Origin of the sequence: Streptomyces sp. B21-105, assembly GCF_036898465.1 — a bacterium.
Classification (GTDB): Bacteria; Actinomycetota; Actinomycetes; order Streptomycetales; family Streptomycetaceae; genus Streptomyces.
The window spans coordinates 1-23,574 of record NZ_JARUMJ010000002.1; the positions used below are offsets into that span (position 1 = coordinate 1).

19 protein-coding genes, 1 tRNA gene and 4 pseudogenes are annotated in these 23,574 nt (G+C 72.9%); 12 read left to right on the plus strand and 12 right to left on the minus strand.

Features of this window, described 5'->3' with window-relative positions:
- Positions 1-170: 170 nt before the first annotated feature.
- Positions 171-551, minus strand: coding sequence for an MmcQ/YjbR family DNA-binding protein (locus QA802_RS41070; protein WP_334531889.1), 381 nt, complete (start codon positions 549-551; stop codon positions 171-173).
- 91 nt (positions 552-642) lie between these two features.
- Between QA802_RS41070 and QA802_RS41880 the strand changes: the two are divergent.
- A pseudogene (locus QA802_RS41880) lies at positions 643-1,836 on the plus strand (saccharopine dehydrogenase family protein).
- Between the two features lie 36 nt (positions 1,837-1,872).
- Here QA802_RS41880 and mmpA read toward each other — a convergent pair.
- The 4 genes from mmpA to QA802_RS41100 form a co-directional block, all read right to left on the minus strand.
- The gene (gene mmpA / locus QA802_RS41085; protein WP_334531883.1) at positions 1,873-2,022 is read right to left on the minus strand and encodes a morphogenic membrane protein MmpA; all 150 of its coding nucleotides are present in this window, start codon (positions 2,020-2,022) and stop codon (positions 1,873-1,875) included.
- 111 nt (positions 2,023-2,133) lie between these two features.
- Positions 2,134-2,826 carry an endonuclease V gene (locus tag QA802_RS41090; RefSeq protein WP_334531880.1) on the minus strand — a complete coding sequence of 231 codons (693 nt, stop codon included), beginning with the start codon at positions 2,824-2,826 and terminating at the stop codon, positions 2,134-2,136.
- Between the two features lie 69 nt (positions 2,827-2,895).
- Positions 2,896-3,219 (minus strand): plasmid stabilization protein, encoded by a 324-nt coding sequence (locus QA802_RS41095; protein ID WP_319171672.1) that lies wholly within the window; start codon positions 3,217-3,219, stop codon positions 2,896-2,898.
- 115 nt (positions 3,220-3,334) lie between these two features.
- A complete protein-coding gene (locus QA802_RS41100) occupies positions 3,335-4,384 on the minus strand; it encodes a WD40/YVTN/BNR-like repeat-containing protein (protein WP_334535101.1) in 1,050 nt (349 codons plus the stop codon).
- 305 nt (positions 4,385-4,689) lie between these two features.
- On the opposite strand from QA802_RS41100, the gene ssgD reads away from it, so the two are divergent.
- From ssgD to QA802_RS41120, 4 genes are all read left to right on the plus strand, one after another.
- Positions 4,690-5,106: a spore wall synthesis regulator SsgD gene (gene ssgD, locus QA802_RS41105; RefSeq protein WP_319171671.1), complete on the plus strand. Its 417-nt coding sequence runs from the start codon at positions 4,690-4,692 to the stop codon at positions 5,104-5,106.
- Positions 5,107-5,402: 296 nt separating this feature from the next.
- A complete protein-coding gene (locus QA802_RS41110) occupies positions 5,403-7,025 on the plus strand; it encodes an ABC-F family ATP-binding cassette domain-containing protein (RefSeq protein ID WP_334531876.1) in 1,623 nt (540 codons plus the stop codon).
- Positions 7,026-7,323: 298 nt separating this feature from the next.
- Complete coding sequence (ddaH, locus tag QA802_RS41115) at positions 7,324-8,100, plus strand: dimethylargininase (protein WP_334531873.1); 777 nt, start codon at positions 7,324-7,326, stop codon at positions 8,098-8,100.
- Positions 8,101-8,318: 218 nt separating this feature from the next.
- Entirely contained in the window at positions 8,319-9,293 is a 975-nt protein-coding gene (locus QA802_RS41120) for an acyl-ACP desaturase (RefSeq protein WP_334531870.1), read from the plus strand.
- Positions 9,294-9,387: 94 nt separating this feature from the next.
- On the opposite strand, the gene QA802_RS41125 is transcribed toward QA802_RS41120, so the two are convergent.
- From QA802_RS41125 to QA802_RS41135, 3 genes are all read right to left on the minus strand, one after another.
- Entirely contained in the window at positions 9,388-10,752 is a 1,365-nt protein-coding gene (locus QA802_RS41125) for an SDR family oxidoreductase (protein ID WP_334531867.1), read from the minus strand.
- Positions 10,753-10,870: 118 nt separating this feature from the next.
- Positions 10,871-10,942 (minus strand) — tRNA-Cys (locus QA802_RS41130).
- 137 nt (positions 10,943-11,079) lie between these two features.
- Complete coding sequence (locus QA802_RS41135) at positions 11,080-11,325, minus strand: WhiB family transcriptional regulator (RefSeq protein WP_319171666.1); 246 nt, start codon at positions 11,323-11,325, stop codon at positions 11,080-11,082.
- A gap of 239 nt (positions 11,326-11,564) precedes the next feature.
- Here QA802_RS41135 and QA802_RS41140 point away from each other — a divergent pair.
- Positions 11,565-12,355 (plus strand): annotated as a pseudogene (locus QA802_RS41140) (VOC family protein).
- 89 nt (positions 12,356-12,444) lie between these two features.
- Here the strand turns inward: QA802_RS41140 and QA802_RS41145 are convergent.
- The gene (locus QA802_RS41145; RefSeq protein ID WP_334531863.1) at positions 12,445-13,491 is read right to left on the minus strand and encodes a LacI family DNA-binding transcriptional regulator; all 1,047 of its coding nucleotides are present in this window, start codon (positions 13,489-13,491) and stop codon (positions 12,445-12,447) included.
- 210 nt (positions 13,492-13,701) lie between these two features.
- The gene (ligD, locus tag QA802_RS41150; RefSeq protein WP_334531860.1) at positions 13,702-14,754 is read right to left on the minus strand and encodes a non-homologous end-joining DNA ligase; all 1,053 of its coding nucleotides are present in this window, start codon (positions 14,752-14,754) and stop codon (positions 13,702-13,704) included.
- A gap of 227 nt (positions 14,755-14,981) precedes the next feature.
- On the opposite strand from ligD, the pseudogene QA802_RS41155 reads away from it, so the two are divergent.
- A pseudogene (locus tag QA802_RS41155) lies at positions 14,982-15,755 on the plus strand (ATP-dependent DNA ligase); the annotation flags it as partial.
- A 317-nt stretch (positions 15,756-16,072) separates the two neighbouring features.
- On the opposite strand, the pseudogene QA802_RS41160 reads toward QA802_RS41155, so the two are convergent.
- Positions 16,073-17,261 (minus strand): annotated as a pseudogene (locus tag QA802_RS41160) (zinc-dependent alcohol dehydrogenase).
- A gap of 439 nt (positions 17,262-17,700) precedes the next feature.
- Between QA802_RS41160 and QA802_RS41165 the strand changes: the two are divergent.
- The gene (locus tag QA802_RS41165) at positions 17,701-18,762 is read left to right on the plus strand and encodes a DUF3048 domain-containing protein (protein ID WP_334535097.1); all 1,062 of its coding nucleotides are present in this window, start codon (positions 17,701-17,703) and stop codon (positions 18,760-18,762) included.
- 80 nt (positions 18,763-18,842) lie between these two features.
- On the opposite strand, the gene QA802_RS41170 is transcribed toward QA802_RS41165, so the two are convergent.
- Positions 18,843-19,307 (minus strand): MarR family winged helix-turn-helix transcriptional regulator, encoded by a 465-nt coding sequence (locus QA802_RS41170; protein WP_334531852.1) that lies wholly within the window; start codon positions 19,305-19,307, stop codon positions 18,843-18,845.
- A gap of 309 nt (positions 19,308-19,616) precedes the next feature.
- On the opposite strand from QA802_RS41170, the gene pcaH reads away from it, so the two are divergent.
- The 4 genes from pcaH to pcaDC are packed head-to-tail and all read left to right on the plus strand — an operon-like array spanning position 19,617 to position 23,526.
- A complete protein-coding gene (gene pcaH / locus QA802_RS41175; RefSeq protein WP_334531849.1) occupies positions 19,617-20,390 on the plus strand; it encodes a protocatechuate 3,4-dioxygenase subunit beta in 774 nt (257 codons plus the stop codon).
- Positions 20,391-20,396: 6 nt separating this feature from the next.
- Complete coding sequence (gene pcaG, locus QA802_RS41180; RefSeq protein WP_334531846.1) at positions 20,397-21,002, plus strand: protocatechuate 3,4-dioxygenase subunit alpha; 606 nt, start codon at positions 20,397-20,399, stop codon at positions 21,000-21,002.
- Positions 20,999-22,402 carry a 3-carboxy-cis,cis-muconate cycloisomerase gene (pcaB, locus tag QA802_RS41185; protein WP_334531843.1) on the plus strand — a complete coding sequence of 468 codons (1,404 nt, stop codon included), beginning with the start codon at positions 20,999-21,001 and terminating at the stop codon, positions 22,400-22,402. Before pcaG ends, pcaB begins: the two co-directional genes overlap by 4 nt.
- Positions 22,399-23,526 (plus strand): bifunctional 3-oxoadipate enol-lactonase/4-carboxymuconolactone decarboxylase PcaDC, encoded by a 1,128-nt coding sequence (gene pcaDC, locus QA802_RS41190; RefSeq protein ID WP_334531840.1) that lies wholly within the window; start codon positions 22,399-22,401, stop codon positions 23,524-23,526. The genes pcaB and pcaDC overlap by 4 nt, the downstream gene beginning before the upstream one ends.
- Positions 23,527-23,574 lie beyond the last annotated feature (48 nt).

Sequence of the window (23,574 nt, forward strand, 5' to 3'; positions counted from 1 at the left end):
CGGCCAGCGGGCCGTGCCCGGTCGTCCGTCCCGTCGTCATCCGGCCCCCTTGCTGTGACAGAACTGATGTAACACCAGTGATGCTATGAACGTGTCCCCGCGGACACAAGAGCCGGACGAGCAAGCGCTTAGGTCAGGTCGCGGCCGGTTCGCGGCGCGTCGACCGACGCTCAGCGCCTTTCCAGCTCCGCTATGAGCCGCCGGGGAGCGATCGTGCGGTAGCTCTCCTCCACCCAGTCGCAGAGCAGCTCGGCCTCGGGCGCGCCCTTCTCCCCCAGCGGGAGGCGCACCCAGCCCGACCTGCCGAGGCCGTATCCGGCGGGCTCGGCGCCGGGGGCGGCCAGCGCGTGGCCGTGCGCGGTCTCGTCCGTGAGCTTGACGGTGACGCCGAGCGGGTGACTGCCGTCGTCGACGCCGAGGAAGACGAACACCTTCTTGTTCACCTTGGCCACGCTCCCGCCCCACGGGAACTCCTCCGCCGCACCCGGCAGTCCGAGTGCGAACGCGCGCACTTTCTCCCACTTCCTCAGGGCGTCGCGGTCCACGGTCACCTGCTGCCTCCGGGCTCGTCGTCGGCCTCCGCACCCCTCACGCTAGCCTCAGCCACCGACAGCGGCACGGGCTGCACCGCGAAGGGATGTCATGAGCAGGCTGAAAATGACCGACCGTCCGTACGACATCGTGCTCTTCGGGCGACGGGCTTCGTGGGAACGCTCACCGCGGAGTACCTCGCCGCCCATGCGCCCGCCGGGCTGCGCTGGGCGATCGCCGGGCGTGACGAGCGCAAGCTGGAGCGGCTGCGCGAACGGCTCGGCGTGGACGTCGGGGTGCTGCGCGCCGACGTCGCGGACCCGGCGTCCCTGCGCGCGCTCGCGGAGCACGCGCGCGTGGTGGCCACGACGGTGGGCCCCTATGTGCGCTACGGGCGTAGGACCTGGTGGCCCGCCTGCGCGCGACCACCGGCCGCCGACTACCTCGACCTCACCGGCGAGCCGGGAGTTCGGTCGACCTGATGTACGACCGGCCCGACGCACGGCGCGCGGGAGACGGGGGCACGGCTGATCCACGCGTGCGGCTTTCGACTCCGTCCCTCCCACGTCACGACCTCGGCGTGTACTTCACCGTTCCGGGCAGCTCCCCGAAGGCGTGCCGTGACCGTGGACGGCTTCAGTGCCGGCCGACGCCCTCCTTCTCGGGCGGCACCTTTCGCCTCCGCGCTCGGCCAGTTCGCCCGTGGGCCGCCAGATGCTGGCCGCCGCACGGGAACGGGGACGGCACGAGCCGCGGCTCATGGGCCGCCGGGCCGTCGCACCGGTGGGCGCGCCCCGGTTCGCGGGAGAGGTCGGCGCCTGGGCGCTGCCGCTGCCGACCATCGACCCGCAGATCGTGCTCCGGTCGGCCCGGGCGCTGCAGCGCTACGGCCCGGACTTCCGCTACCGGCACTACGCGGCCGTCCGGCGGCTGCCCGTCGCCGTGGGCGGCGTCGCCGCGGTCGGGACGCTCGCCGCGGCGGCCCAGATGCCGCCCGCCCGGCGCTGGCTGTCGGACCGGCTGGGGCCCGGTGAGGGGCCGAGCGCGCAGAAGCGGGCGCGGAGCTGGTTCTCCGTCCGGTTCGTCGGCGAGGGCGGCGGACGGCGGGTGTACACCGAGGTCGCGGGCGGCGACCCCGGCTACGACGAGACGGCGAAGATGTTCGCCGAGGCGGCGATGGCGCTGGCCTGCGACGACCTCCCGCCGGCGGCGGGGCAGCTCACCACGGCGGTGGCGATGGGCGACGCGCTGACCGGGCGGCTGACCCGCGCGGGCGTCCGCTTCCGCGTCGCGGCGCGCCGCTGACCGGTGCGCCCGCGTCCTGGCGGTCGACTGCCGCCCTCAGAACGGCCACTGCACGAGCGTGTAGATCATCCCGACGATCCAGCCGAGGCCGGCCAGGACGGCGAGGATCAGCGCGACGTTGACGGCGCGCTCGACCGGGCGTCCCGGGGCGGCGAGGGGCTTCGGAGCACGATGCGTGGTGGTCATGCTGCCCAGCTTGCCGACGCGACGCCGGGCGTACATCCGTACGGGTACTCAGAGGGTGTACTCAGACCGCGTACCCAGGCAACGCTCGGACGGCGTACTCGGACGACGTGGTCAGCTGCGGACGGTGGCCTCCTGAAGGGCTCGCCGGCACAGCGAGTCGGCGCGGCGGGTGGTCTCCGGGAGCCGGAACCTGGGGGTGAGGGCGAGGGTGTGGGCGCAGGCGTCGTCCAGGGTGACGCGGTGGCCGACGGAGACGAACACCGGCTTCACGCCCGCCCGGGTGCGCAGCGCGCGCCCCACCTCCTCGTCGCCCGACAGCAGCGGGGACGCCGATCCGCGCGGGGCGTCCGGATCGGCGTAGGCGACGGCGAACGGGTTCTTGGCGACGCCGATGGTGGGCAGGCCGGTGAGCACCCCGAGGTGGCTGGCGAGGCCGAAGCGGCGCGGGTGGGCCAGGCCGTAGCCGTCGCACACCACCAGGCCCGGCCCGTGCGGCAGGGCCTCCAGGGCGGCGAGCACGGTGGGGATCTCGCGGAACGCGAGCAGTCCGGGCACGTAGGGGAAGGAGATCCGGCCGACGGCGGTGGCCTCGGCGACGACCTCCAGGCTCGCCGCGTCCAGCACGACGGCGGCCGCCGCGACGACGTCGCGCGCGTCGTCGTAGGCGACGTCGACCCCTGTCACGTGTCCGGCGCCCACGGGCGGCCCCGGCTCGAGCAGCACCCGCGCCCGCAGCTCGTCCTGGACGGCGCGGGCCTCTTCCTCGGTCGCGGGCCAGCCCGCGGGGATGCTGACGGTCGTCATGGTGAGGACGAGCGTACTGCTCCCGCGGGCGGGCCCGCGATCATGTTTCCTTCGCGGCCGGCGCCGGCGTCAGTCGCCGAGTGCGCGCTGCAACTGGCTCTTGTTCATGTCCGAACGGCCCTTGACGCCCCGCCGCCTGGCCTCCTCGTACAGCTGGTCGTAGGTGGGTCCCTGAGAACCCTTGCCGGACCGCTGACCGCCCCGCTTGCCGGACGACATGTCCTGGGTGGAGGTGCGGCTCGCGGTCTTCGACTCGCCGGACCGGGCGCGCTCCTTGTTGACCGTCCGCGCGGCGATCTCCTTCGCGCGGCCGGCGCTCTCTCCCCGGTCCTGCGCGCTCTCCTTGATGTGCTCGTACTGGCGCTCCCGCTTGGGGCTGGAACCGCGTGGCATGGACGCTCACTCCTTCCGCGTTCGTCTCCACCGGGTACCCGGAAAAGGGCTTCCACGTACGCGGAAAAGACTTTCGCGTACCCGGAGAGGAACTTCCGTGTACCCGGAGAGGGGCTCAGCTCTCCAGGCGTGCCACGCGCCCCTGTTCGCCCGCGGCCCAGCAGCCGAAGTCGGGCGTGCAGTCCACGGTGTCGTACGAGCCGGTGTCGAGGGTGCGCCAGGTGCGGCCCGCGTCGGTGGTCAGGTCGGCGCCGGCGGGGCCGACCGCGAGGGCGGCGGTGCGGCTGTGCGGCAGCCAGGCGACGCCGGAGCGGTAGGCGGGCGGCGGGCCTGCCGCGGGCCGCCAGGTGCGGCCGCCGTCCGTGGTCGTGGCGGCGGCCTGCGGGGAGGGCTGGTCGGGGCGGTAGTCGCCGCCCACGGCGAGGCCGTGCGCGCGGTCGCGGAAGGCGAGGGCGAAGACGCCGCGCGCGGGATCCGCGGCGGGGACGGGGACGTCGGCGGCCCGCCAGGTCATCCCGCGGTCGGAGGAATGCAGCACCCGCGCGCGTGCGGCCCCGCCGGTCGCCAGCCAGACGTCCCGGGACCCGGCCGCGACCAGGCACTGGCCGCTCGCGGCGAACCCCGCCTCGCCCTCCTGGGCGGGCGGCATCCCCGCGTCGGGCAGCACCTTCCAGGTGCGGCCGCCGTCGCCGGTCGACAGGATGCGGAACCTTCCGTCGACGGGATCGCTCACGGCGAGTCCGTGGCGGCGGTCGAAGAAGGTCATGCAGTCGTAGAACGCGCGGGGGTCGGTGTTGCGGAAGGACTCGGTCCAGGTCGTCCCGCCGTCCTCGGTGCGGTACACGCGTGAGGCGTCGCCCTCGCCGATGGCGAGCACCACGGCGCGGCGCGCGTCGAACGCCTCCACATCACGGAACTGCAGGCCCGCCGCGCCCGGCGGGGAGACGTCCCGCCAGGTCTCGCCGCCGTCGGCGGTGCGCAGGACGACGCCCTGCGTGCCGGCCACCCAGGCGGTGTCCCGGTCGACCGCCGCGAGACCGCGCAGGCGCGCGGTGACGCCGGTGTCCTTGAGCTCCCAGTGCGGCGCCGCCGGCCGTGCCGGATGGGCGTGCGCCGGCAGCGCGGTGAGCGCGGCGAGCACCGCCCCGCAGGCCGCCGCCACCACGCGGCCGCGATTGCGGGTGCGGTGGCGGTTGCGGTTGTGTTTTGTCCGTAACGTGCGTCGCGTCTTCCCCAAGCGCCTCATGGCGGGCGAAGCTAGTCCAGGCTCCCGCCGGCGTCCAGAAGGCGTCGTCCGCCCCAACCGCCTTACGGGGCACGGCAGGAGAGCTGAGTCACTCCCGTGCATGAAACGCGGTGACCGAGGTCACTCGGAAGTGGTGTGCACGGATCGGCCGGTTCCGGCGTCTCTTCCAGTGTCCGGTCCCACCCGCCCGGAGTTTCGTCCCGCCGTCACAAGGGAGCAAGGCGTTGTCCACCGTCATCGAACAGCTCGTAGAGGCCCGTCTGGTCGCCGCCGCGCCCCGGATGCCCAACATCCCCGCCACCTTGCACTACGACCGCCTGGACCCGTTCGCCGTCCGGATGACGTTCCCGGCTCCGGCCACCCTGGAGGGCGTCGAGGTCTGCTGGACGTTCTCGCGCGAGCTGCTCGCCGCGGGCCTGCACGACGCCGAGGGCCATGGCGACGTCCGGGTGCGCCCCTACGGGTACGACCGCACCGTGCTGGAGTTCCACGCGCCCGAGGGGACCGCCGTCGTGCACGTCCACTCGGCCGACATCCGCCGTTTCCTGCGGGCGGCGAGCGAGCTCGTGCCGACCGGGACGGAGCACCGTCAGCTCGACCTGGACCACGACCTGGCGGAGCTTATGCGGGACGCCTGCTGACCCGGGCGCCTGCTGGCCCGCGTAAATCCCTTTGACGGCCCTCCCCTGCCCTCCTACGGTGTGAAGCGCTTCTGTTGCCGCCGATCGGAGTAGGACGTTGCTCGTCTGAGGTCCCGAGACACCCGCGCCACACCCCTTGTCGGTGTGTGCGCCGTGTGCGACCTCGGCCTCGAGCCGTCCCGGCGGAGCAGGGCTTTCCGTGCTCTCTCCGCGCCCCCGCTCACCGCGGTGGTCGCCGCCCTCCGGTGTCTCGACACGTGTCGTCCCTGACCGCACACGCACCCACGAGGCCCACTTTGCATCAGTCCATCGCCTGTACCTCCCTCGCCTTCTCCTGGCCCGACGGCACCCCCGTCTTCGACGGCCTCGACGTCGCGTTCGGCAGCGGCCGCACCGGGCTCGTCGGCGTCAACGGCTCCGGCAAGTCCACCCTGCTGAAGCTGATCGCCGGGGAACTGACACCCGCCGACGGCGCCGTGCGCGTCGCGGGCGAGGTCGGCTACCTCCCGCAGAACGTCACCCTGGACACGGCCCTGCGCATCGACCAGGCGCTCGGCATCGCCGACCGGCGGGCCGCCCTGCACGCCATCGAGGCGGGCGACGCGGCCGAGGAGCACTTCGAGACCGTCGGCGACGACTGGGACGTCGAGGAGCGCGCCCTGGCCACCCTCGGCGAGCTCGGGCTCGGCCACGTCGACCTCGACCGCACGACCGGCGAGGTCTCCGGCGGCGAGTCGGTCCTGCTGCGGCTGGCCGCCCTGCTGCTGCGCCGGCCGGACGTCCTGCTGCTGGACGAGCCGACCAACAACCTCGACCTGTACGCCCGGCGACGGCTGTACGCGGCCGTCGCGTCCTGGCCCGGCGTGCTGGTCGTCGTCAGCCACGACCGGGAGCTGCTGGACCTCGTCGACCAGATCGCCGACCTGCGCGCCGGCGAGATCACCTGGTACGGCGGCAACTTCACCGCCTACGAGGAGGCCCTGGCCACCGAGCAGGAGGCCGCCGAGCGCATGGTGCGCGTCGCCGAGGCCGACCTGCGCAAGCAGAAGCGCGAACTGGCGGACGCCCAGGTCAAGCTCGCCCGCCGGAAGCGGTACGGGCAGAAGATGTGGGACAGCAAGCGCGAGCCGAAGATCGTCATGGGGGCGCGCAAACGCGCGGCGCAGGAGTCGGCGGGCAAGCACCGGATCATGCACGAGGAGAAGCTCGCCGAGGCCAGGGACCGGCTCGACGACGCCGTGGAGGCCGTACGCGACGACGACGAGATCCGCGTCGACCTGCCGTACACGGCCGTACCGCCGGGGCGCGAGGTCCTCACCCTCATGGACCTTCGGCTCGCTTACGGCGCGCGCGTGGAGGGCGGTTTCGATCTGCGCGGTCCCGAGCGGGTGGCGCTGGTGGGGCGCAACGGGTCCGGGAAGACGACGCTGCTGCGCACGATCGCCGGGGAGCTGGCGCCGGAGGCGGGCGAGGTGCACGCGCACGTGCCGCTGCGTTTCCTGCCGCAGCGCCTCGACGTCCTCGACGGCGACCTCACCGTCGCCGAGAACGTGGCCCGCTTCGCGCCCGGAGCGACCAACAACCGGATCCGGGCCCGGCTCGCCCGCTTCCTGTTCCGGGGCGCCCGCGCCGACCAGAAGGCGGCGACCCTGTCGGGCGGGGAGCGCTTCCGGGCGGCCCTTGCGGCCCTGATGCTGGCCGAGCCGGCGCCGCAGCTGCTGCTGCTCGACGAGCCGACCAACAACCTCGACATGGCGAGCGTGCGTCAGCTGACGACGGCGCTCGAGTCGTACGAGGGGGCGGTCATCGTGGCCGGCCACGACCTGCCGTTCCTGGAGTCGATCGGCATCACGCGCTGGCTGCTGATGGACGGCACGCTGAGGGAGACGACGGCGGAGGAGGTGGCGGACGCGGAGTAGGGCACTGCGTCGGGGGCTTCGCGTTGGCTACCTGCATCGGGCCCTTCGCGTCGGGTCCTCCGCATCGGGCCGTGCGTCGGGTCCTGCGCGTCGGGCCCTGGCGCGTGCGGGTCGCCGTCAGGTCCTGCGGGCCGGGCCCTTCGCCAGTCCTTCGCATCGGGTCCCGCCTCGACCGCGCGGGTCTCGGGAGGGCCACAGTGTTACTGAGGGGTTTTGTCCTGGTGGTCCCGCGCTGCATGATGGCTGACCGGCGCCGCGCCCGAGGCGCCGGTCGGCCACCCGATTCGGAGACCTGGACGTGCCCAGCAAGAAGGCCCTCATCCGCCGCCCCAGCCCGCTCCTCGCCGAAGGCCTGGTGACGCACCTCGAGCGGGAGAAGGTCGACGTGGAGCTCGCCCTGGAGCAGTGGGAGGCGTACGCCGACGCCCTGCGGACGCACGGCTGGGAGACCGTCGAGGTCGATCCGGCCGACGACTGCCCGGACTCCGTCTTCGTCGAGGACACGGTGGTGATGTACCGCAACGTCGCCCTGATCGCGCGCTCCGGCGCCGAGTCCCGGCGTGGCGAGACCGTCGGCGTCGAGGAGGCCGTGGCCCGCCTCGGCTGCTCGGTGAACTGGATCTGGGAGCCCGGCACGCTGGACGGCGGCGACGTGCTCAAGGTCGGGAACACGATCTACGTCGGCCGGGGCGGGCGGACCAACGCGGCCGGCGTCCAGCAGCTGCGGGCCGCTTTCGAACCGCTCGGGGCGACGGTGGTGGCGGTGCCGGTGAGCAAGGTGCTGCACCTGAAGTCGGCGGTCACCGCCCTGCCCGACGGCACGGTGATCGGCCACATCCCGCAGGTGGACCGGCCGTCGCTGTTCCCGCGCTTCCTGTCCGTGCCCGAGGAGGCCGGCGCGCACGTGGTGCTCCTCGGCGGTCCCCACCTGCTCATGGCGGCGAGCGCCCCGAAGACGGCGGACCTGCTCGCCGACCTCGGGCACGAGCCCGTCCTCGTCGACATCGGCGAGTTCGAGAAGCTCGAGGGATGTGTGACCTGCCTCTCGGTGCGACTGCGGGAGCTGTACGCCTGACCGGGTGAACCATTCACCCTTTCAGCCTCGGGACCTGCGATTCCCCGGAGGGTCTTCGGCATGCCCCGAATGGCCCGGGGAACCCGGCTGATCAGCGATGTTTACGCCCCGCTTAGTCTGAGGCTTCGTAACCTACGGGTTCGTAGCCTACGATCCCGTAAGTTCCGGCCCCGCTCGCCGGACGGTTCCGCTCCGCTTCACGTCCCCTGGAGTCTCTCGTGACGATCACCTCCCCTCACCTCGGCAATCCGGCCGTCTGGACCGACGCCAAGCTGCTGTTCGCGCTGGAGGAAGTGGTCGAGGCGGAACTCAACCGGCACCTGAAGGTCACCAAGGACTGGATGCCCCACGAGTACGTGCCGTGGAGCGACGCCCGCAACTTCCCCGGCTTCTTCGAGGACGGCGAGGCCTGGGGCAAGGAGCAGTCCAAGGTCACCGAGATCGGCCGGATCGCGCTGGTCGTGAATCTCCTCACCGAGGACAACCTGCCCAGCTACCACCACGAGATCGCCTCGCTCTTCGGCCGGGACGGCGCCTGGGGCACCTGGGTGCACCGCTGGACCGCCGAGGAAGGCCGGCACGGCATCGTGATGCGCGACTACCTCCTCGCCTCACGCGCGGTGGACCCGGACAAGCTGGAACAGTTCCGGATGGCCCACATGGGCGAGGGCTTCGAGTCGGACAACCGGCACTCGATGCTGCACTCGGTCGCGTACGTGTCCTTCCAGGAGCTGGCGACCCGTGTCTCGCACCGCAACACCGGCCACCAGTCCGGCGACCCGGTCTGCGACCGCATGCTGGCGCGCATCGCGACCGACGAGAACCTGCACATGGTCTTCTACCGCAACCTGCTGAAGGCCGCCTTCGAGCTCGCCCCCGACCTCACCATGCAGGCCGTGCGCGACGTCATCGTGAACTTCCGCATGCCCGGCCACGGCATGCCCGGCTTCGAGCGGGCGGCCGCGCAGATGGCGATCGGCGAGATCTACAACCTGCGCATCCACCACGACGACGTCATCCAGCCCGTGCTGCGCTTCCTGAAGGTCATGGAGATCGACGGCCTCGGCCCCGAGGGGCGGCAGGCGCAGGAGGAGCTCGGCCTGTACATGGGCGGCCTGGACGCCGAGGCCCTGAAGTTCGACGAGAAGCTGGCCGCGCGCAAGGCCCGCATGGCGGCCCGCGCCGCGGGCTGACGAACGACGAACGGCCCGCACCCGGGAAGGACTTCACGGGTGCGGGCCGTTCGTCCGCTCACCGGTCAGTCCCGGTGGTCCTTGCGGACCCCGCTCACCAGTCCGCCTCCTGGTAGTCCTTGAGGAACACGCCCGATACCGGGTCCCCTGCCTCGCCGCGCACGATCGGGTCGTACACGCGTGCGGCGCCGTCCACGACGTCCAGCGGGGTACGGAATCCCGCGCTCGCCATCCGGGCCTTCTTCGGCGCCGGGTTCTCGTCCGTGATCCAGCCGGTGTCGACGGCGCACATGTGCACGCCCTGTTCGGCGAGCGCGGCTGCGCTGGTGCGGGTGAGCATGTTCAGGGCGGCCTTGGCCATGTTGGTGTGCGGATGCCCGGGCATCTTGTTGCGCACCGCGAACCGGCCCTCGACCGCGGTCACGTTGATCACGTACCGGCGTGGATGCGGGGACGCCAGCAGCAGCGGCAGCAGCCGGTCGCACAGCAGTGCGGGGGCGAGCGCGTTGACCAGCTGGGTCTCCAGGACCTCGGCCGGGTCGAGCGCGCCGAGCCGGGCCGACCAGGAGTTCTCCGGGGAGGGGTCGGGGAGCAGTCCGGCCTCGTCGGCCTCGCGCAGCACGGCCGGGAGCGCCGGCACCGTGCCGCCGAGCCCTTCCAGCATCCCCATCGGTGTGAAACCGGGCGCCCGTCGGGCGCCGTCGGGCAGCGCGTCCCGCTCCCCGGCGGCCAGCAGGGCGTACGACTCGGGCGGGCGCCGCACGGTCTGCGCCGCGTTGTTGACGAGGATGTCGAACGGCTTGCCCTCCTCGCGCAGTTCGTCGCACAGACCCAGCACCTGGCGGGGGTCGCGCAGGTCGACGGCGAGGACCGTGAGCCGGTGCAGCCACCGCTCGCTGCCCGGCTCGGCCCGGAAACGGCGGACGGCGTCGTGCGGGAACCGGGAGGTGACGACGACCTCCGCGCCGTCCCGCAGCATCATCAGCGCCAACTGGAAACCGATCTTGACCCTGCCGCCGGTCAGCAGCACCCGGCGCCCCGTCAGATCGGTGCTCAGAGCGCGGCGGGCGGCGTTGTCGGCGGCGCAGACGGGACAGAGGCGGTGGTAGAACCCGTCGGCCTGCCGGTAGCGCGACTTACAGACGTAGCAGGGCCGCGACCGGTGGTAGACGCCGCCTCCGCCGCCGTTCACGAGGGGCGCGTCCTCGCGCCGGTCCAGTGCGCCGGTGGCGGTGGCGGCCGTCGTCGCCGCGTCGGCGGCCGTCGCCTCGGCGCCCCGGGTGCGACGCCTGCGCCGCCATCCGTCGCGCGCGAACGACGTGGCCACCCGCTCGGCGTGCAGCCGTACGGGATCGTCGACGGGCAGGGCCCGCAACTTGCCCACGACCTCGTGGAAGGCGGCCAGCTCCGTCTCGCTGACCTGCGAGGTCTTTGCCGCCCCCGTGTCCTTCTCGCGCATCCGCCTCTGCCCCCGGCCCCGCCCCTGTGCTCCGTACCGTGGCCCCGACCGGATGGGGCCGACGTCACCGCCCTGAGGGGTGTCGAGTCGGCTCTGCTCCAAGGGGACCGCGCACGCGTTCGGGCGGCCGGATGCGAACCGGCGTGATCGCCTGTGCAGGGCGGTGTGCCTGCCTTTGCGCCACGCCCGAACACGCCCCCGGATCTTAACCGCACCCCCGCGACGCGGTCGTTCGAATTCGGGGACGGCGACGGCGACGGGGACGGGGACGGCCCCAGGGCGCTCCGTCGCCTCGGCACGGTCAGTCGGCCGTAGCCCCGGCACGGGTCAGTCGGCCGTGCGCCTGATCTGCAGTCGCTCCTTCTCGGAGAGGCCGCCCCAGACGCCGAAGCGCTCGTCGTGGGCCAGGGCGTACTCCAGGCAGGCGGGACGCATCTCGCACATGCCGCAGATGCGCTTGGCCTCGCGCACCGAACTGCCGGGTTCGGGGAAGAAGAAGTCCGCCCCCGTCTGCGCGCACAGCGCCTCCCGCTGCCAGGAGAGGTCGGGCGTGGGAATCGTGTCGGTGTACATGGCCAGAACAGTGCCCGGCGGCGCAAAACGTTCGATCAACGCCGGGTATACGCGCGGCGCGACGAGCCCCGTGACCGCCCTGCCGTCCCCCTGACGTCCCCTGACGTCGCCTGACGTCGCCTGACGTCGCCTCGCCGGTCCTGCGCCTGCCGGGGCGGTCGGTGCTCGGGCAGCGATTGTCAGTGGGCGGTGCCAGACTCGGCAGTGCACAGGACGGGACTCCTTCGAGGAGGGCGATGATGCTCACCACCCGTTTCGTCGACGGCGCGCCGAACTGGGTCGACGTCGGCACGCCCGACATCGACGGCGCGACCTCCTTCTACGAGGCGCTCTTCGGTTGGCGGTTCCGGTCGGCGGACCCGACGCCGGCGGCTACGGCTTCTTCCAGCTGGACGGCAGAACCGTGGCGGGCGGCATGCAGACCACCCCCGAACAGGGGCCGCCGTCCTGGACGGTCTACTTCCGGACGACCGACGCGTCGGCCACCGCCAAGACCGCCGAGCAGGCTCACGGCAGAGTGCTCCTCCCTCCGATGGACGTACTGGGCCAGGGCACGATGGCGGTCCTCGCCGACCAGGCGGGCGTCACGTTCGGCCTCTGGGAGCCGGCCCTGACCAAGGGTGTGGACGTGGCGGACGAACCCGGCTCGCTGTGCTGGGTCGAGCTGTACACCCCGGACATCGCCGCGGCGGCGGCCTTCTACCACTCCGCGCTGGGCCTGGAGACCTCGGCCGCGCCCTTCCCCGGCGGCACGTACACCTGCGTCAACCCGGCCGACGGCGGGGAGGAGGCGATGTTCGGCGGGATCGTCCCGCTGGCCGACGATCCCTCCGAGGCCGGGTCGGATCCGTACTGGCTGCCGTACTTCGAGGTCACCGACGTGGACGCGGTCGTCGCGGAGGCCACGGGCCGGGGCGGCAGCGTGCGGATGCCCGCCACCGACGTGGAGGCCGTCGGCCGCATCGCCAAACTCGCCGACCCGTACGGGGCACGCTTCGCGGTGATCAGGAGCGTCCCGCAGGAGAGGTGACCGGCGGCCCGGCCTCAGCCTCCCGGTGCCCTGCCCGGCTCGGCCCCGCCCGGCGCGCGGGTGTCGGGCCGTCGCCGCCGCGTGCTGACCTACGCCGACGCGCGGCGCACCAGGGTGGTCGGCAGCACCACCGGGGCATCGGGGCCGTCCGCACCGCCCGGAACCGCGTCGGCGGTGCGCCTCTCCAGGCGGCGCAGCAGGAGGCGGGCCATGATCCGGCCCATCTCCTCGATGTCCTGGCGGACGGTCGTCAGCGGCGGGTCGGTCTGCTCGGCGACGGTCAGCATGTCGTCGAAGCCGACCACGGCCACGTCCTCGGGCACGCGCCTGCCCCGCTCCCGCAGCACGCGCAGGGCGCCCGCGGCGGTGAGGTCGTTGGCGGCGAACACGGCGTCGACGTCGGGGCGGCGTTCGAGGAGTGCGCGCATGGCGCGTTCGCCGCCGCCGGGGGTGAAGTCGCTCTCGACGACCAGACCGGGGTCGGCGTCGCCCATGACCTCCCGGTATCCGTCGAGCCGGTCCGCCGCGGAGGTCTGGTCGAGCGGGCCGGTGATGTGCGCGATGCGGGTGCGGCCGAGACCGGCCAGCAGGCGTACGGCGTCGCGGGCGCCGCCGCGGTTGTCGCTGTCCACGTAGACGACGTCACGGGTGCCGTCGCTCCAGCCGGGCCGCCCGCCGAACACGGTGGGGACCCCCGCGCCCTGGATCAGGCCCGGCAGCGGGTCGTCGAGGTGCAGGGAGAAGACGAGAGCCCCGTCGACATGGCCGCCGGCGAGGTAGCGGGCCACGCGCGCGTGGTCGTCGCGGCCCTCGGTGAGCAGCAGCACGAGCTGGTTGTCGTGGGCGGTCAGCTCCTTGCTGATGCCTCGGAGCTGGAGCGCGAAGAAGGGGTCGGCGAAGACCCTGGTCTCCGGCTCGGCGATGACGACGGCCACGGCGTCGTGTCGTTTCGTCACGAGGCTGCGCGCGGCCTGGTTGGGCACGTAGCCGAGCTCCTCCACGGCCTGCCGCACCCGTTCGACGAGCGGTTCGCGGACGCCGTCCCCGCCGTTGACGACTCTCGACACGGTCGCCCGGGAGACCCCGGCCCGCTCGGCCACGGCCTCCAGCGTGGGACGGGACGCTGTCTCGGTCACTTCGGGGCTCCTCCTGGCCGGCTGCGGATCAGGATAGCCCCGGACCACGAACCGGCCGGGGGCGCATGAGAGCGCTCTCTCCGGGACGCTCTCGCCTCGCTCGTCGATCTCCGCCGCTCTCGCCGCGCTCGGCGCACCGGTGGTACCGCGCCGCGTCGCCCGGCGGTACCGCAGCACGCCGGAGGTGGCCTCTGCACGGAGGCGTCCCGGTCAGGGGGCGGTCGTGTCCGACGGGGGCCCTCCCGCTTCGGGCACTCCCTTCTTCGCCCTGCTGGGCTGCACCCGCTTCGGTTCGCCCGGCATCTTCGGGTACTCCGGCGGATACGGCAGGTCGCCGAGACCGTGGTCGTGCTCGTCGCGCCGGGCCAGGTCGAGGAGGGCGTCGAGGGAGAAGGCGTGGTCGTCCATGTCGGCGTGGACGTCGCCGAGTTCGGCGTAGCGGGCGGGCATGCTCGCGATGTCGAAGTCGCGGGGGTGCGCCTCGCCCACCTCCTCCCAGCGCAGCGGCGCCGAGACGGGAGCGTGCGGGCGCGGGCGCACGGAGTAGGCGGAGGCGATGGTGCGGTCGCGGGCGGTCTGGTTGTAGTCGACGAAGATGCGTTCGCCGCGTTCCTCCTTCCACCAGCGGATCGTCACCTGGTCCGGCATCCGCCGCTCCATCTCCCGGCCCACGGCGATGGCGGCGCGCCGGACCTGGGTGAAGGTCCAGCGCGGCTCGATCGGCACGAAGACGTGCAGACCGCGCCCGCCGGAGGTCTTGGGCCAGCCGCGCAGACCCCCGAACTCGTCCAGCACGGCCCGCAGTTCGTGGGCGGCGCGGACGGCGTCGTCGTAGTCGGTGCCGGGCTGCGGGTCGAGGTCGATGCGCAGTTCGTCGGGGCTGTCCACGTCGGTGCGGCGCACCGGCCACGGGTGGAAGGTGAGGGTGCCGTACTGGGCGGCCCACAGGACGGCCGCCTCCTCCGTCGGGCACATCTCGTCGGCGCTGCGTCCGCTGGGGAAGGTGATGTGCGCGGTCGGGATCCAGTCGGGCATGTTCTTGGGCGCCCGCTTCTGGAAGAAGGACTCCCCGGTCACTCCGTCGGGGTAGCGCTCCAGGGTGGTGGGGCGGTCACGCAGGGCACGCAGGATGCCCGGGGCGACCGCCTGGTAGTAGCGGGCGAGGTCGAGCTTGGTGAAGCCGCGTTCCGGGAAGAACACCTTGTCCGGGCTGGACAGGCGTACCGTCCGGCCGGCTGCTTCCAGTTCCACCGCATCGCCCATGCGAGCCACGGTAGACACACCCCTGGCGCCTCGCATGCGCGCACACCCCGGGTGACTCGCGTACGCGCACCCCCCGCCGGCTCGCGTGTGCGCACCCCGGGTGACTCGCATACGCGCACCCCGGGTGGCCCGAGTGTGCCGGCGGCGGGCCCGTCCGCCGGGCGGCCGGGTCGATCGGCGCGCAGAATCGCACCATGGATCTGCCCGTGATGCCTCCCGTGAAGCCGATGCTCGCCAAGTCGGTGGCGGCGATCCCGCCGGGCATGCAGTACGAGGCGAAGTGGGACGGTTTCCGCGCGATCGTCTTCCGGGACGGGGACGAGATCGAACTGGGCAGCCGCACCGGGAAACCCCTGACCAGGTATTTCCCCGAGCTGGTGGAAGCGTTGCGGGAACGCGTTCCCGAGCGGTGCGTGCTGGACGGCGAGATCGTGATCGTCCGGGAGGGACACCTCGACTTCGACGCGCTGACGGAGCGCATCCACCCGGCGGACTCCCGGGTGCGCACGCTCGCCGAGCGGACGCCGGCGTCCTTCGTCGCCTTCGACCTGCTGGCGCTGGCCGACGAGGCGGTCCTCGACGTGCCGCAGGTCGACCGGCGGGAACTGCTGACCGGGGCGCTGGCCGAAGTGACGGCGCCGGTGCACGTGGCGCCGGCGACGACCGACGTCGAGGTGGCCCGGCGGTGGTTCGAGGAGTACGAGGGCGCGGGACTCGACGGGGTGATCGCCAAGCCGCCGCAACTGCGCTATGTGCAGAACGAGCGCGTGATGTTCAAGGTCAAGCACGAGCGCACCGCGGACGTCGTGGTCGCCGGATACCGCTTCCACAAGAGCGGGCCCGTGGTGGGCTCGCTGCTGCTGGGCCTGTACGACGACGCGGGCGTCCTCCAGCACGTGGGGGTCTGTGCGGCCTTCACCATGAAGCGCCGGGCGGAACTGGTCGAGGAGCTGGAGCCGCTGCGGATGCCGGAGGCGGCGGGCATCCGTGGGCGGCCTGGTCGGACGAGACGGCCCACGAGAGCGCCCGGCTGCCCGGGGCGCCGAGCCGCTGGTCGGGCAAGAAGGACCTGTCCTGGGTGCCGCTGCGACCCGAGCGAGTGGTCGAGGTGGCGTACGACCACATGGAGAACGGGGCCCGGTTCCGGCACACGGCGCGCTTCCGCCGCTGGCGCGCGGACCGCACCCCGGAGAGCTGCACGTACGCGCAACTGGAGGAACCGGTGCGCTACGACCTTGCGAAAATTCTCGGGACGCCGCCGCGCACCTGACCCACCAGCCGGCCGCGCCGCCCGCGCGCCCGGCCGCCGGCCTACCGTCTACGGCGTCATCAGGACCTTCACCGCGCCGTCCTGCTTGCGCTGGAACATCTCGTACGCATGCGGGGCGTCCGCCAGCGGCAACCGGTGGGTGGCGAAGTCGTCGACGCCGAGCGGGTCGTCGTCGGTGAGATGGGGCAGGATTCGGTCGGTCCAGCGGCGCACGTTCGCCTGGCCCATGCGGATCTGCAACTGCTTGTCGAACATGGTGAGCATGGGCAGCGGATCCGCCATGCCGCCGTAGACGCCGACCAGGGACAGCGTGCCGCCGCGGCGCACCAGTTCGATGGCAGTGTGCAGTGCGGCGAGCCGGTCGACGCTGAAACGTTCCGCAAGCGGGCCGCTCAGTTTCCGCGGCAGGAGGGCGGAGGCGTTCTGGACCATCCGGGCGGCCGCGCTGCCGTGCGCCTCGGTGCCGACGGCGTCGATCACCGCGTCCGGGCCTCGGCCGTCGGTCTCGTCACGGATGGCGGCGACGAGTTCCTTCTCGCTGTCGAAGCTGCGCAGGTCGAACGTCTCCACGCCCCGCGCGCGGGCCCGGCGCAGCCGGTCGCCGACCAGGTCGACGCCGAAGACCCGGCCCGCGCCACGCACCTGGGCCACCCGGCAGGCCATGTCGCCGATGGGCCCGAGCCCGAGCACGGCGACGCTGCCGCCCTCCGGCACGTCCGCGTACTCGACCGCCTGCCAGGCGGTGGGCAGGACGTCGGAGAGGTAGACGAAGCGGTCGTCGGGCGGGCCCTCGGGCACCTTGATGGGGCCGAACTGGGCCTGGGGCACACGCAGGTACTCGGCCTGGGCGCCCGGCACCGCGCCGTACAGGCGGGTGTAGCCGAACAGGGCGGCGCCCATGCCCTCGCCGGTGACCTGGGTGGTCTCGCACTGGGTGGGCAGGGAGTTCAGACACATCCAGCAGTTGCCGCAGGCGATCTGGAAGGGCACCACGACCCGGTCGCCGACCTTCAGGTCGGGCACGGCCGCGCCGACCTCCTCGACGATCCCATGGGCTCGTGGCCCAGGATGTCGCCCGGGGTCATGACGGGGTGAGCACCTCGTACAGGTGCAGGTCGGAGCCGCACAGCCCGCTGGACGTGATGCGGATGACGGCGTCCGTCGGTTCCTGGATGGTCGGGTCGGGGACGGTGTCCACCCGCACGTCCCGCTTGCCCTGCCAGGTCACAGCCTTCATCGTGCCGCACTCCCTCCGCCGGCCGGTCCGTCCCGGCGGGTCCGGGGGTCCCGGGTCCTGGCTGCCGCCCGGGTACCCGTGCCGCGGCCCCCGAACCGCGGCGAGGCCCGCTCGCGGTCACGGATGGCCGCCGTCGCCCGGCGAGCGCACAATCGAGACACCGAACGGGGTGCACACGATGAGTGCGAGAGATCCGAGTCGTCCGGCACGCTCCAGACATCAGAAACGCTGCAGACGTCCGAAACGCTGCAGACGTCCGGCGCGCACGGTGAACGCGGTGCGCGGGGCGGACGCGGTGAAGGCGGAGCCCGGGGCGGACGCGGTGAAGGCGGAGCCCGGGGCGGACGCGGTGAAGGCGGAGCCCGGGGCGGACGCGGTGAAGGCGGAGCCCGGGGCGGACGCCGTGCCCGGGGCGGCCGCCGTGCCCGGAGCGACCGCCGTGAAGGCAGGACGCTCCCCGGCCGCCGCGGCGCTGCTGGCCTCGGCGCTGGCCGCCGTGTTGGCGGTCTCGCTCACGGCGGGCTGCACGACGTCCCGGGAACCCTCGGGGGACGACGGCCGCAGCGCGTCGCAGAAGGCGAGCCCCGGCGGTGACCGTCCGAGCGCGGTCGGTGCCCCGGTGCTCGCCGTGAAGATCGACAACGCGCCGGCCGCACGACCGCAGACCGGACTCGACGCCGCGGACGTCGTGTACGTGGAGCAGGTCGAGGGCGGGCTGAGCCGGCTGATGGCCGTATACGCGACGCGTCTGCCGAAAGCGGTCGGTCCGGTGCGCAGCGCCCGCGAGTCCGATCTGGAGCTGTTGCGCCAGTTCCACCAGCCGGTGCTGGCGTTCTCCGGGGCGCAGGGCAGGCTGCTGCCGCTGATCGACAGGGCGCCGCTGGACGCCGTCACGCCCTCCGACGCGTCCGGCGCCTACTTCCGCGGCGCGGACCGGGCGGCGCCGCACAACCTGTTTCTGCGCCCGAGCGGCCTGCTGCCCTCCGCTCCGGGCGCCGCCGCGCTGACCACGGGGTTCCGGTACGGGCCGGCCCCTTCGGACGGCGGCACGGCGACGGCCTCTCGCACCGTGCGCTACCCGGCGGCCCGCTTCACGTTCACCTGGTCCGCGAGCAGGGCGGGCTGGCTGGTCTCGACCGACGGCGCGGCGACCGGGACGAGCGACGGGCAGGAGCCCCTCGCGCCGGCCACGGTGGTCGTGCAGTACGTGCAGGTGCGCGCGTCGCGTTTCCATGACTTCCTGGGCAACAACACGCCGTACACCGAGACGGTGGGGTCGGGGAAAGCGCAGGTGCTGCGGGACGGACGTGCCTACGACGTGAACTGGAAGCGTGACACGGCGACGGAGGGCACCGACTTCACCACCGCGGACGGCACTCCGGTCGGCTTCGCCCGCGGCCAGGTATGGGTGGTCTTCGCGAACGCGTCCTCGCTCTCGACCTCGTCGTCCTCGACCACATCCTCCTCGTCGTCCTCGGCCTCGGCCTCGCAAGCGCCGTGACCGGCCGGCGGGGCCGGTGCAGGGTGGAACGACCCGCCGGCCAGGACGGAGAACCCGGCCTAAACGGAAATCCCGGCCGATCAGGACGGGGCGGGCTGGGGCTCCCCCGGGTTGCGCAGCCCCTCGGCGGCGTCCGACACGCGCTGGAGGAGTTCGAGGAACACCGTCTGTTCCGCGGCCGAGAGCGGCGAGAGGAAGACCTGGTTCATCCGGGCCGTGCGCACGGTGAGCTTGCGGTGGGTGCGTGCCCCTTCCTCGGTGAGGCCCAGCAGGAAGCGGCGGCCGTCCTGCGGGTCGCGGACCTTGTCGAGGAGGTCCCGGCGCATCAGCCTGCTGATCACCTCGGCGACGGTGGAGCGGTCGAGCCCGACCCGCTCCCCCACCGTGCGCTGGTCGAGGCCCGGCTCGGCGACGAGCGCGTTGAGCACCGCGAACTGCGGGGAGGTGATCTCCTCGGAGACCATCGTGTTCCACAACAGGTAGTGCGCCTGTTGCAGCCGTCGGGCGAGATGCCCGGGGTGGCTGGTGAGGTCCACCGCGGCCATGTGCGCTCCTCTGCGTGGGTTCGGCGTCTGCCTTCATCCCGAGAAATTCATCGGTGCACTGAACGATACCCTCGTCCGCCGACCGGATCCCGTGCGCCATCGACCTCGCTCACCCTATCTGCCTGGGGTCTTGACGGGGAACGCCACCCGGTGGCAGCGTGTGGAAACCTCGAAACAATAATCAGTGCCCTGATTAATTGACCGGATCTCGCCCGCCGAGGCTGCGGCGTGGAGGTCGCCACCCTCCGCATCGGCAGTGGGCCAGGGCTTCGCCCCCGTCCTCGAACGTCAGGAAACACGGGAAACGTCATGACTCTCACGCAAGCCGACATCGACCTGGAGATCGCGGCCGAGCACGCCGCCTACGAGAAGCGGCTCGCCTCCGGCGCGCCCGTGGAGCACCAGCCGCGGCGCGACTATGCGCCGTACCGTTCGTCCGTCCTGCGCCATCCGCGGCAGCCGCCGGTCACCATCGACGTGACGCAGGACCCCGAGCTGGTGGAGCTGTTCTCCCCCGCGTTCGGCGAGCGGGACATCACGGAGATCGACAACGACCTCACCCGGCAGCACACCGGCGAGCCGGTCGGCGAACGGATCACGGTTTCCGGCCGGTTGCTGGACCGTGACGGGCATCCGGTCCGCGGTCAGCTGGTGGAGATCTGGCAGGCCAACTCGGCGGGGCGGTACGCCCATCAGCGTGAGCAGCACGACGCGCCGCTGGACCCGAACTTCACGGGCGTCGGCCGCACACTGACGGACGGCAACGGTTTCTACCGCTTCACCACGATCCAGCCGGGCCCCTACCCGTGGCGTCAGCACATCAACGCGTGGCGGCCCGCCCACATCCACTTCTCGCTGTTCGGCACGGCGTTCACCCAGCGGCTCGTGACGCAGATGTACTTCCCGAGCGACCCGCTGTTCCCGTACGACCCGATCATCCAGTCGGTCACGGACGACGCGGCCCGGCAGCGACTGGTCGCGACCTACGACCACAGCCTCTCGGTACCCGAGTTCTCCATGGGCTACCACTGGGACATCGTGCTCGACGGGCCGCACGCCACCTGGATCGAAGAAGGACGCTGAGCTGCCATGACGAAGATCGACACAAGCCGTCCGGAGAGCGTGCTGCCCACGCCGTCGCACACCGTCGGCCCCTTCTACGGCCATGCACTGCCGTTCCCCGGCGGCGGCGACATCGCCCCGGCAGGCCACCCGGACACCATCGCGCTCCAGGGCTATGTGTACGACGGTGAGGGCAACCCGTTGCCGGATGCGTTTCTGGAGCTGTGGGGTGCGGACCCCGAGGGCAACGTCCCGCAGGTCGACGGCTCGATGCGGCGCGACCCGTCGAGCGGTGGATTCCTCGGCCGCAACGGCGTGGAGTTCACCGGTTGGGGACGGATCCAGACGGACGCGAACGGCCACTGGTCGGCGCGTACGCTGCGGCCCGGCGCGCGCGGGCGGAGCGCCCCGTACCTCAGCGTCTGCGTGTTCGCGCGCGGTCTGCTCCTCCACCTCTACACCCGGATCTACCTGCCGGGCGACGAGGCCGCGCTGGCCGCCGACCCGCTGCTGCGCCGGGTCGACCCGGCGCGGCGCGGCACACTCATCGCCACGGACGGCCCGCTCGGCGCCTACCGTTTCGACATCCGCCTTCAGGGCGAAGGCGAGACGGTCTTCCTGGAGTTCCATTGACATCCTCGCCATCCGACGACCCGTACGGGACCGGTCTGCTCGCCCCCGGGTGGACCGGCTCCCCCGCCGCCTCCGCCACCTCCGACCAGGCCTGGCTGCGGGCGCTGCTCGACGCGGAGGCCGCGCTCACCCGCTCCCAGGAGTCGCTGGGCCTGGCCCCGGAGGGGGCCGGGGCGGCGGTCACCTCGGCCGCGCAGGACGGCGTCCAGGACGGCGTCCAGGGCGACGTACAGCACGGCGTACAGAACGGTGTCCAGACCCGCGTCTTCGACGCGCGCTCCCTCGCCGCGCGCGCCCGCGGCGGCGGAAACCCGGTGATCCCGCTGGTCGCCGATCTGACGGCGGCGGTCGGCGAGCGGTACGGCCCGTACGTCCACCGGGGTGCGACCAGCCAGGACATCATGGACACGGCGGCGATGCTGGTCGCCGTGCGCACGCTCAACCTCGTCCTGGCAGACCTCGACCGCACCCAGAGCGCACTGGCCGCGCTCGCCGCGGCGCACCGGGACACGGCGATGCCGGGGCGCACACTGACCCAGCACGCCGTACCGACCACGTTCGGGCTGAAGGCGGCCGGCTGGCGTTCGCTGGTGCTGGACGGCCGGGACCGGGTGACGGCCGTACGGGACTCACTGCCCGCCCAACTCGGCGGCGCCGCCGGGACCCTGGCCGCCTTCACGGCGTACGGCGCCGAGGACGCGACCGCGCTGCCCGCCGTCTTCGCCCGTGAACTCGGCCTGGCGGCACCCCTGTTGCCGTGGCACACCCTGCGCACGCCCGTCGCCGACCTCGCCGGCTGCCTGGCGTTCACCGCGGGCGCCCTCGGCAAGATCGCGGAGGACGTCCTCACGCTCGCCCGTACCGAGATCGGCGAGCTGGCGGAGGGCAGCGGGGGCGGATCCTCCGCCATGCCGCACAAGGCGAACCCGGTGCGCTCGACGCTGATCGCGGCGGCCGCCCGGCGCGCCCCGCAGCTCGCGGCCGTGCTGTACGGGTCGCTGGCCGCGCAGGACGAGCGGCCCGCCGGGGCCTGGCACGCCGAGTGGGAGCCGCTCAGGGACCTGTTGCGGCTGGTCGGCGGAGCCGCCCGGGACGCGGCGGAACTCACCGAAGGGCTACGGGTGGACGCGGACGCGATGCGCTCGAACCTCGGGCTCTCCCATGGGCTGATCGTCTCCGAGCGGCTGTCCGCCGAGCTGTCGGCGCTGCTCGGCCGTGCCCGCGCCAAGGAGCTGCTGACGCAACTCGCCCGGCGCGCCTACGCCGAGGGCGTGCCATTGGACCGACTCCTGTCCGGCGAACCGGACTTGACCGGGACCGACCTCACCGAGCTCACCGACCCCGCCCGCTACACCGGCTCCGCCGGAGCCCTCACCGACCGTGCGCTGGAGCGACGTTGACCGACAGGCTTCTCCACCACCTTGCCGAGGGTCCGGCCTCCGGTCCCCCGCTGCTGCTCGGCCCCTCCCTGGGCACCTCGAACGCCGTGTGGGGCAGGATCGCGCCCGAGCTGTCCGCCACCCACCGGGTGGTCCGCTGGGACCTGCCCGGGCACGGAGGGTCGGACGCCGGCCTGATCGGTCCCGGAGCCACCGTGGGAGACCTCGCCGACCTGGTGCTGACGCTCGCCGACTCCCTCGGCCTGGAGCGGTTCGCGTACGCGGGCGTGTCCTTGGGCGGGGCGGTGGGCCTGCATCTGGCGCTGCACCACCCCCAGCGGGTGTCGTCGCTGGCGATGATCTGTTCGTCCGCCCACTTCAACGGGTCGAAACCGTGGGAGGAGCGGGCCGCGCTGGTGCGCGCGGAGGGGCTGGCGGGGCTCGTCGAGACGGCGGACGCCCGGTGGTTCACGCCCGGGTTCACCGTGCCGGAGCTGATCGCGGACCACCGCGCCGCGGACCCGGCGGCGTACGCCGCGTGCTGTGACGCGCTGGCCGCGTTCGATCTGCGCGGACGGCTGCCGGAGATCGCCGTCCGGACCCTGCTGATCGCCGGACGCCGGGACCCGGCGACGCCGCCGGCGCATCTGCGGGAGATCGCCGACGCGGTGCCGGACGCCACGCTGGTCGAACTGGCGGGGGCTTCGCATCTCGCTCCCGCGCAGTGCCCCGAGGCCGTGCTGACCGTGTTGCGGGCGCACCTCGACGGCCCGGCGAAGCGGGGCATGGAGGTGCGGCGCGAGGTGCTCGGGGACGCCCACGTGGACCGGGCCCAGTCACGGCAGAACGCGCTTACCGCCCGTTACCAGGACTTCATCTCCCGCTACGCGTGGGGGGAGATCTGGACCGACCCGACGCTCAGCCGCCGCGAGCGCAGCCTGATCACCCTGACCGCGCTGGTGGCGCACGGCCACTACGACGAACTGGCGATGCACGTCAGGGCGGCCCGCCGCAACGGGCTCAGCCCCGAGGAGATCGGCGCCGTGCTGCTCCAGACGGCCGTCTACTGCGGCGTACCGGCCGCGAACTCGGCCTTCGCCACAGCGCAGCGGGTACTGGCGGAGGAGGACGACGCGACCGGTTGAGACGGTGCGGCGGGCATGCCCCCGAACCGCACCGAACCGAACTCACTG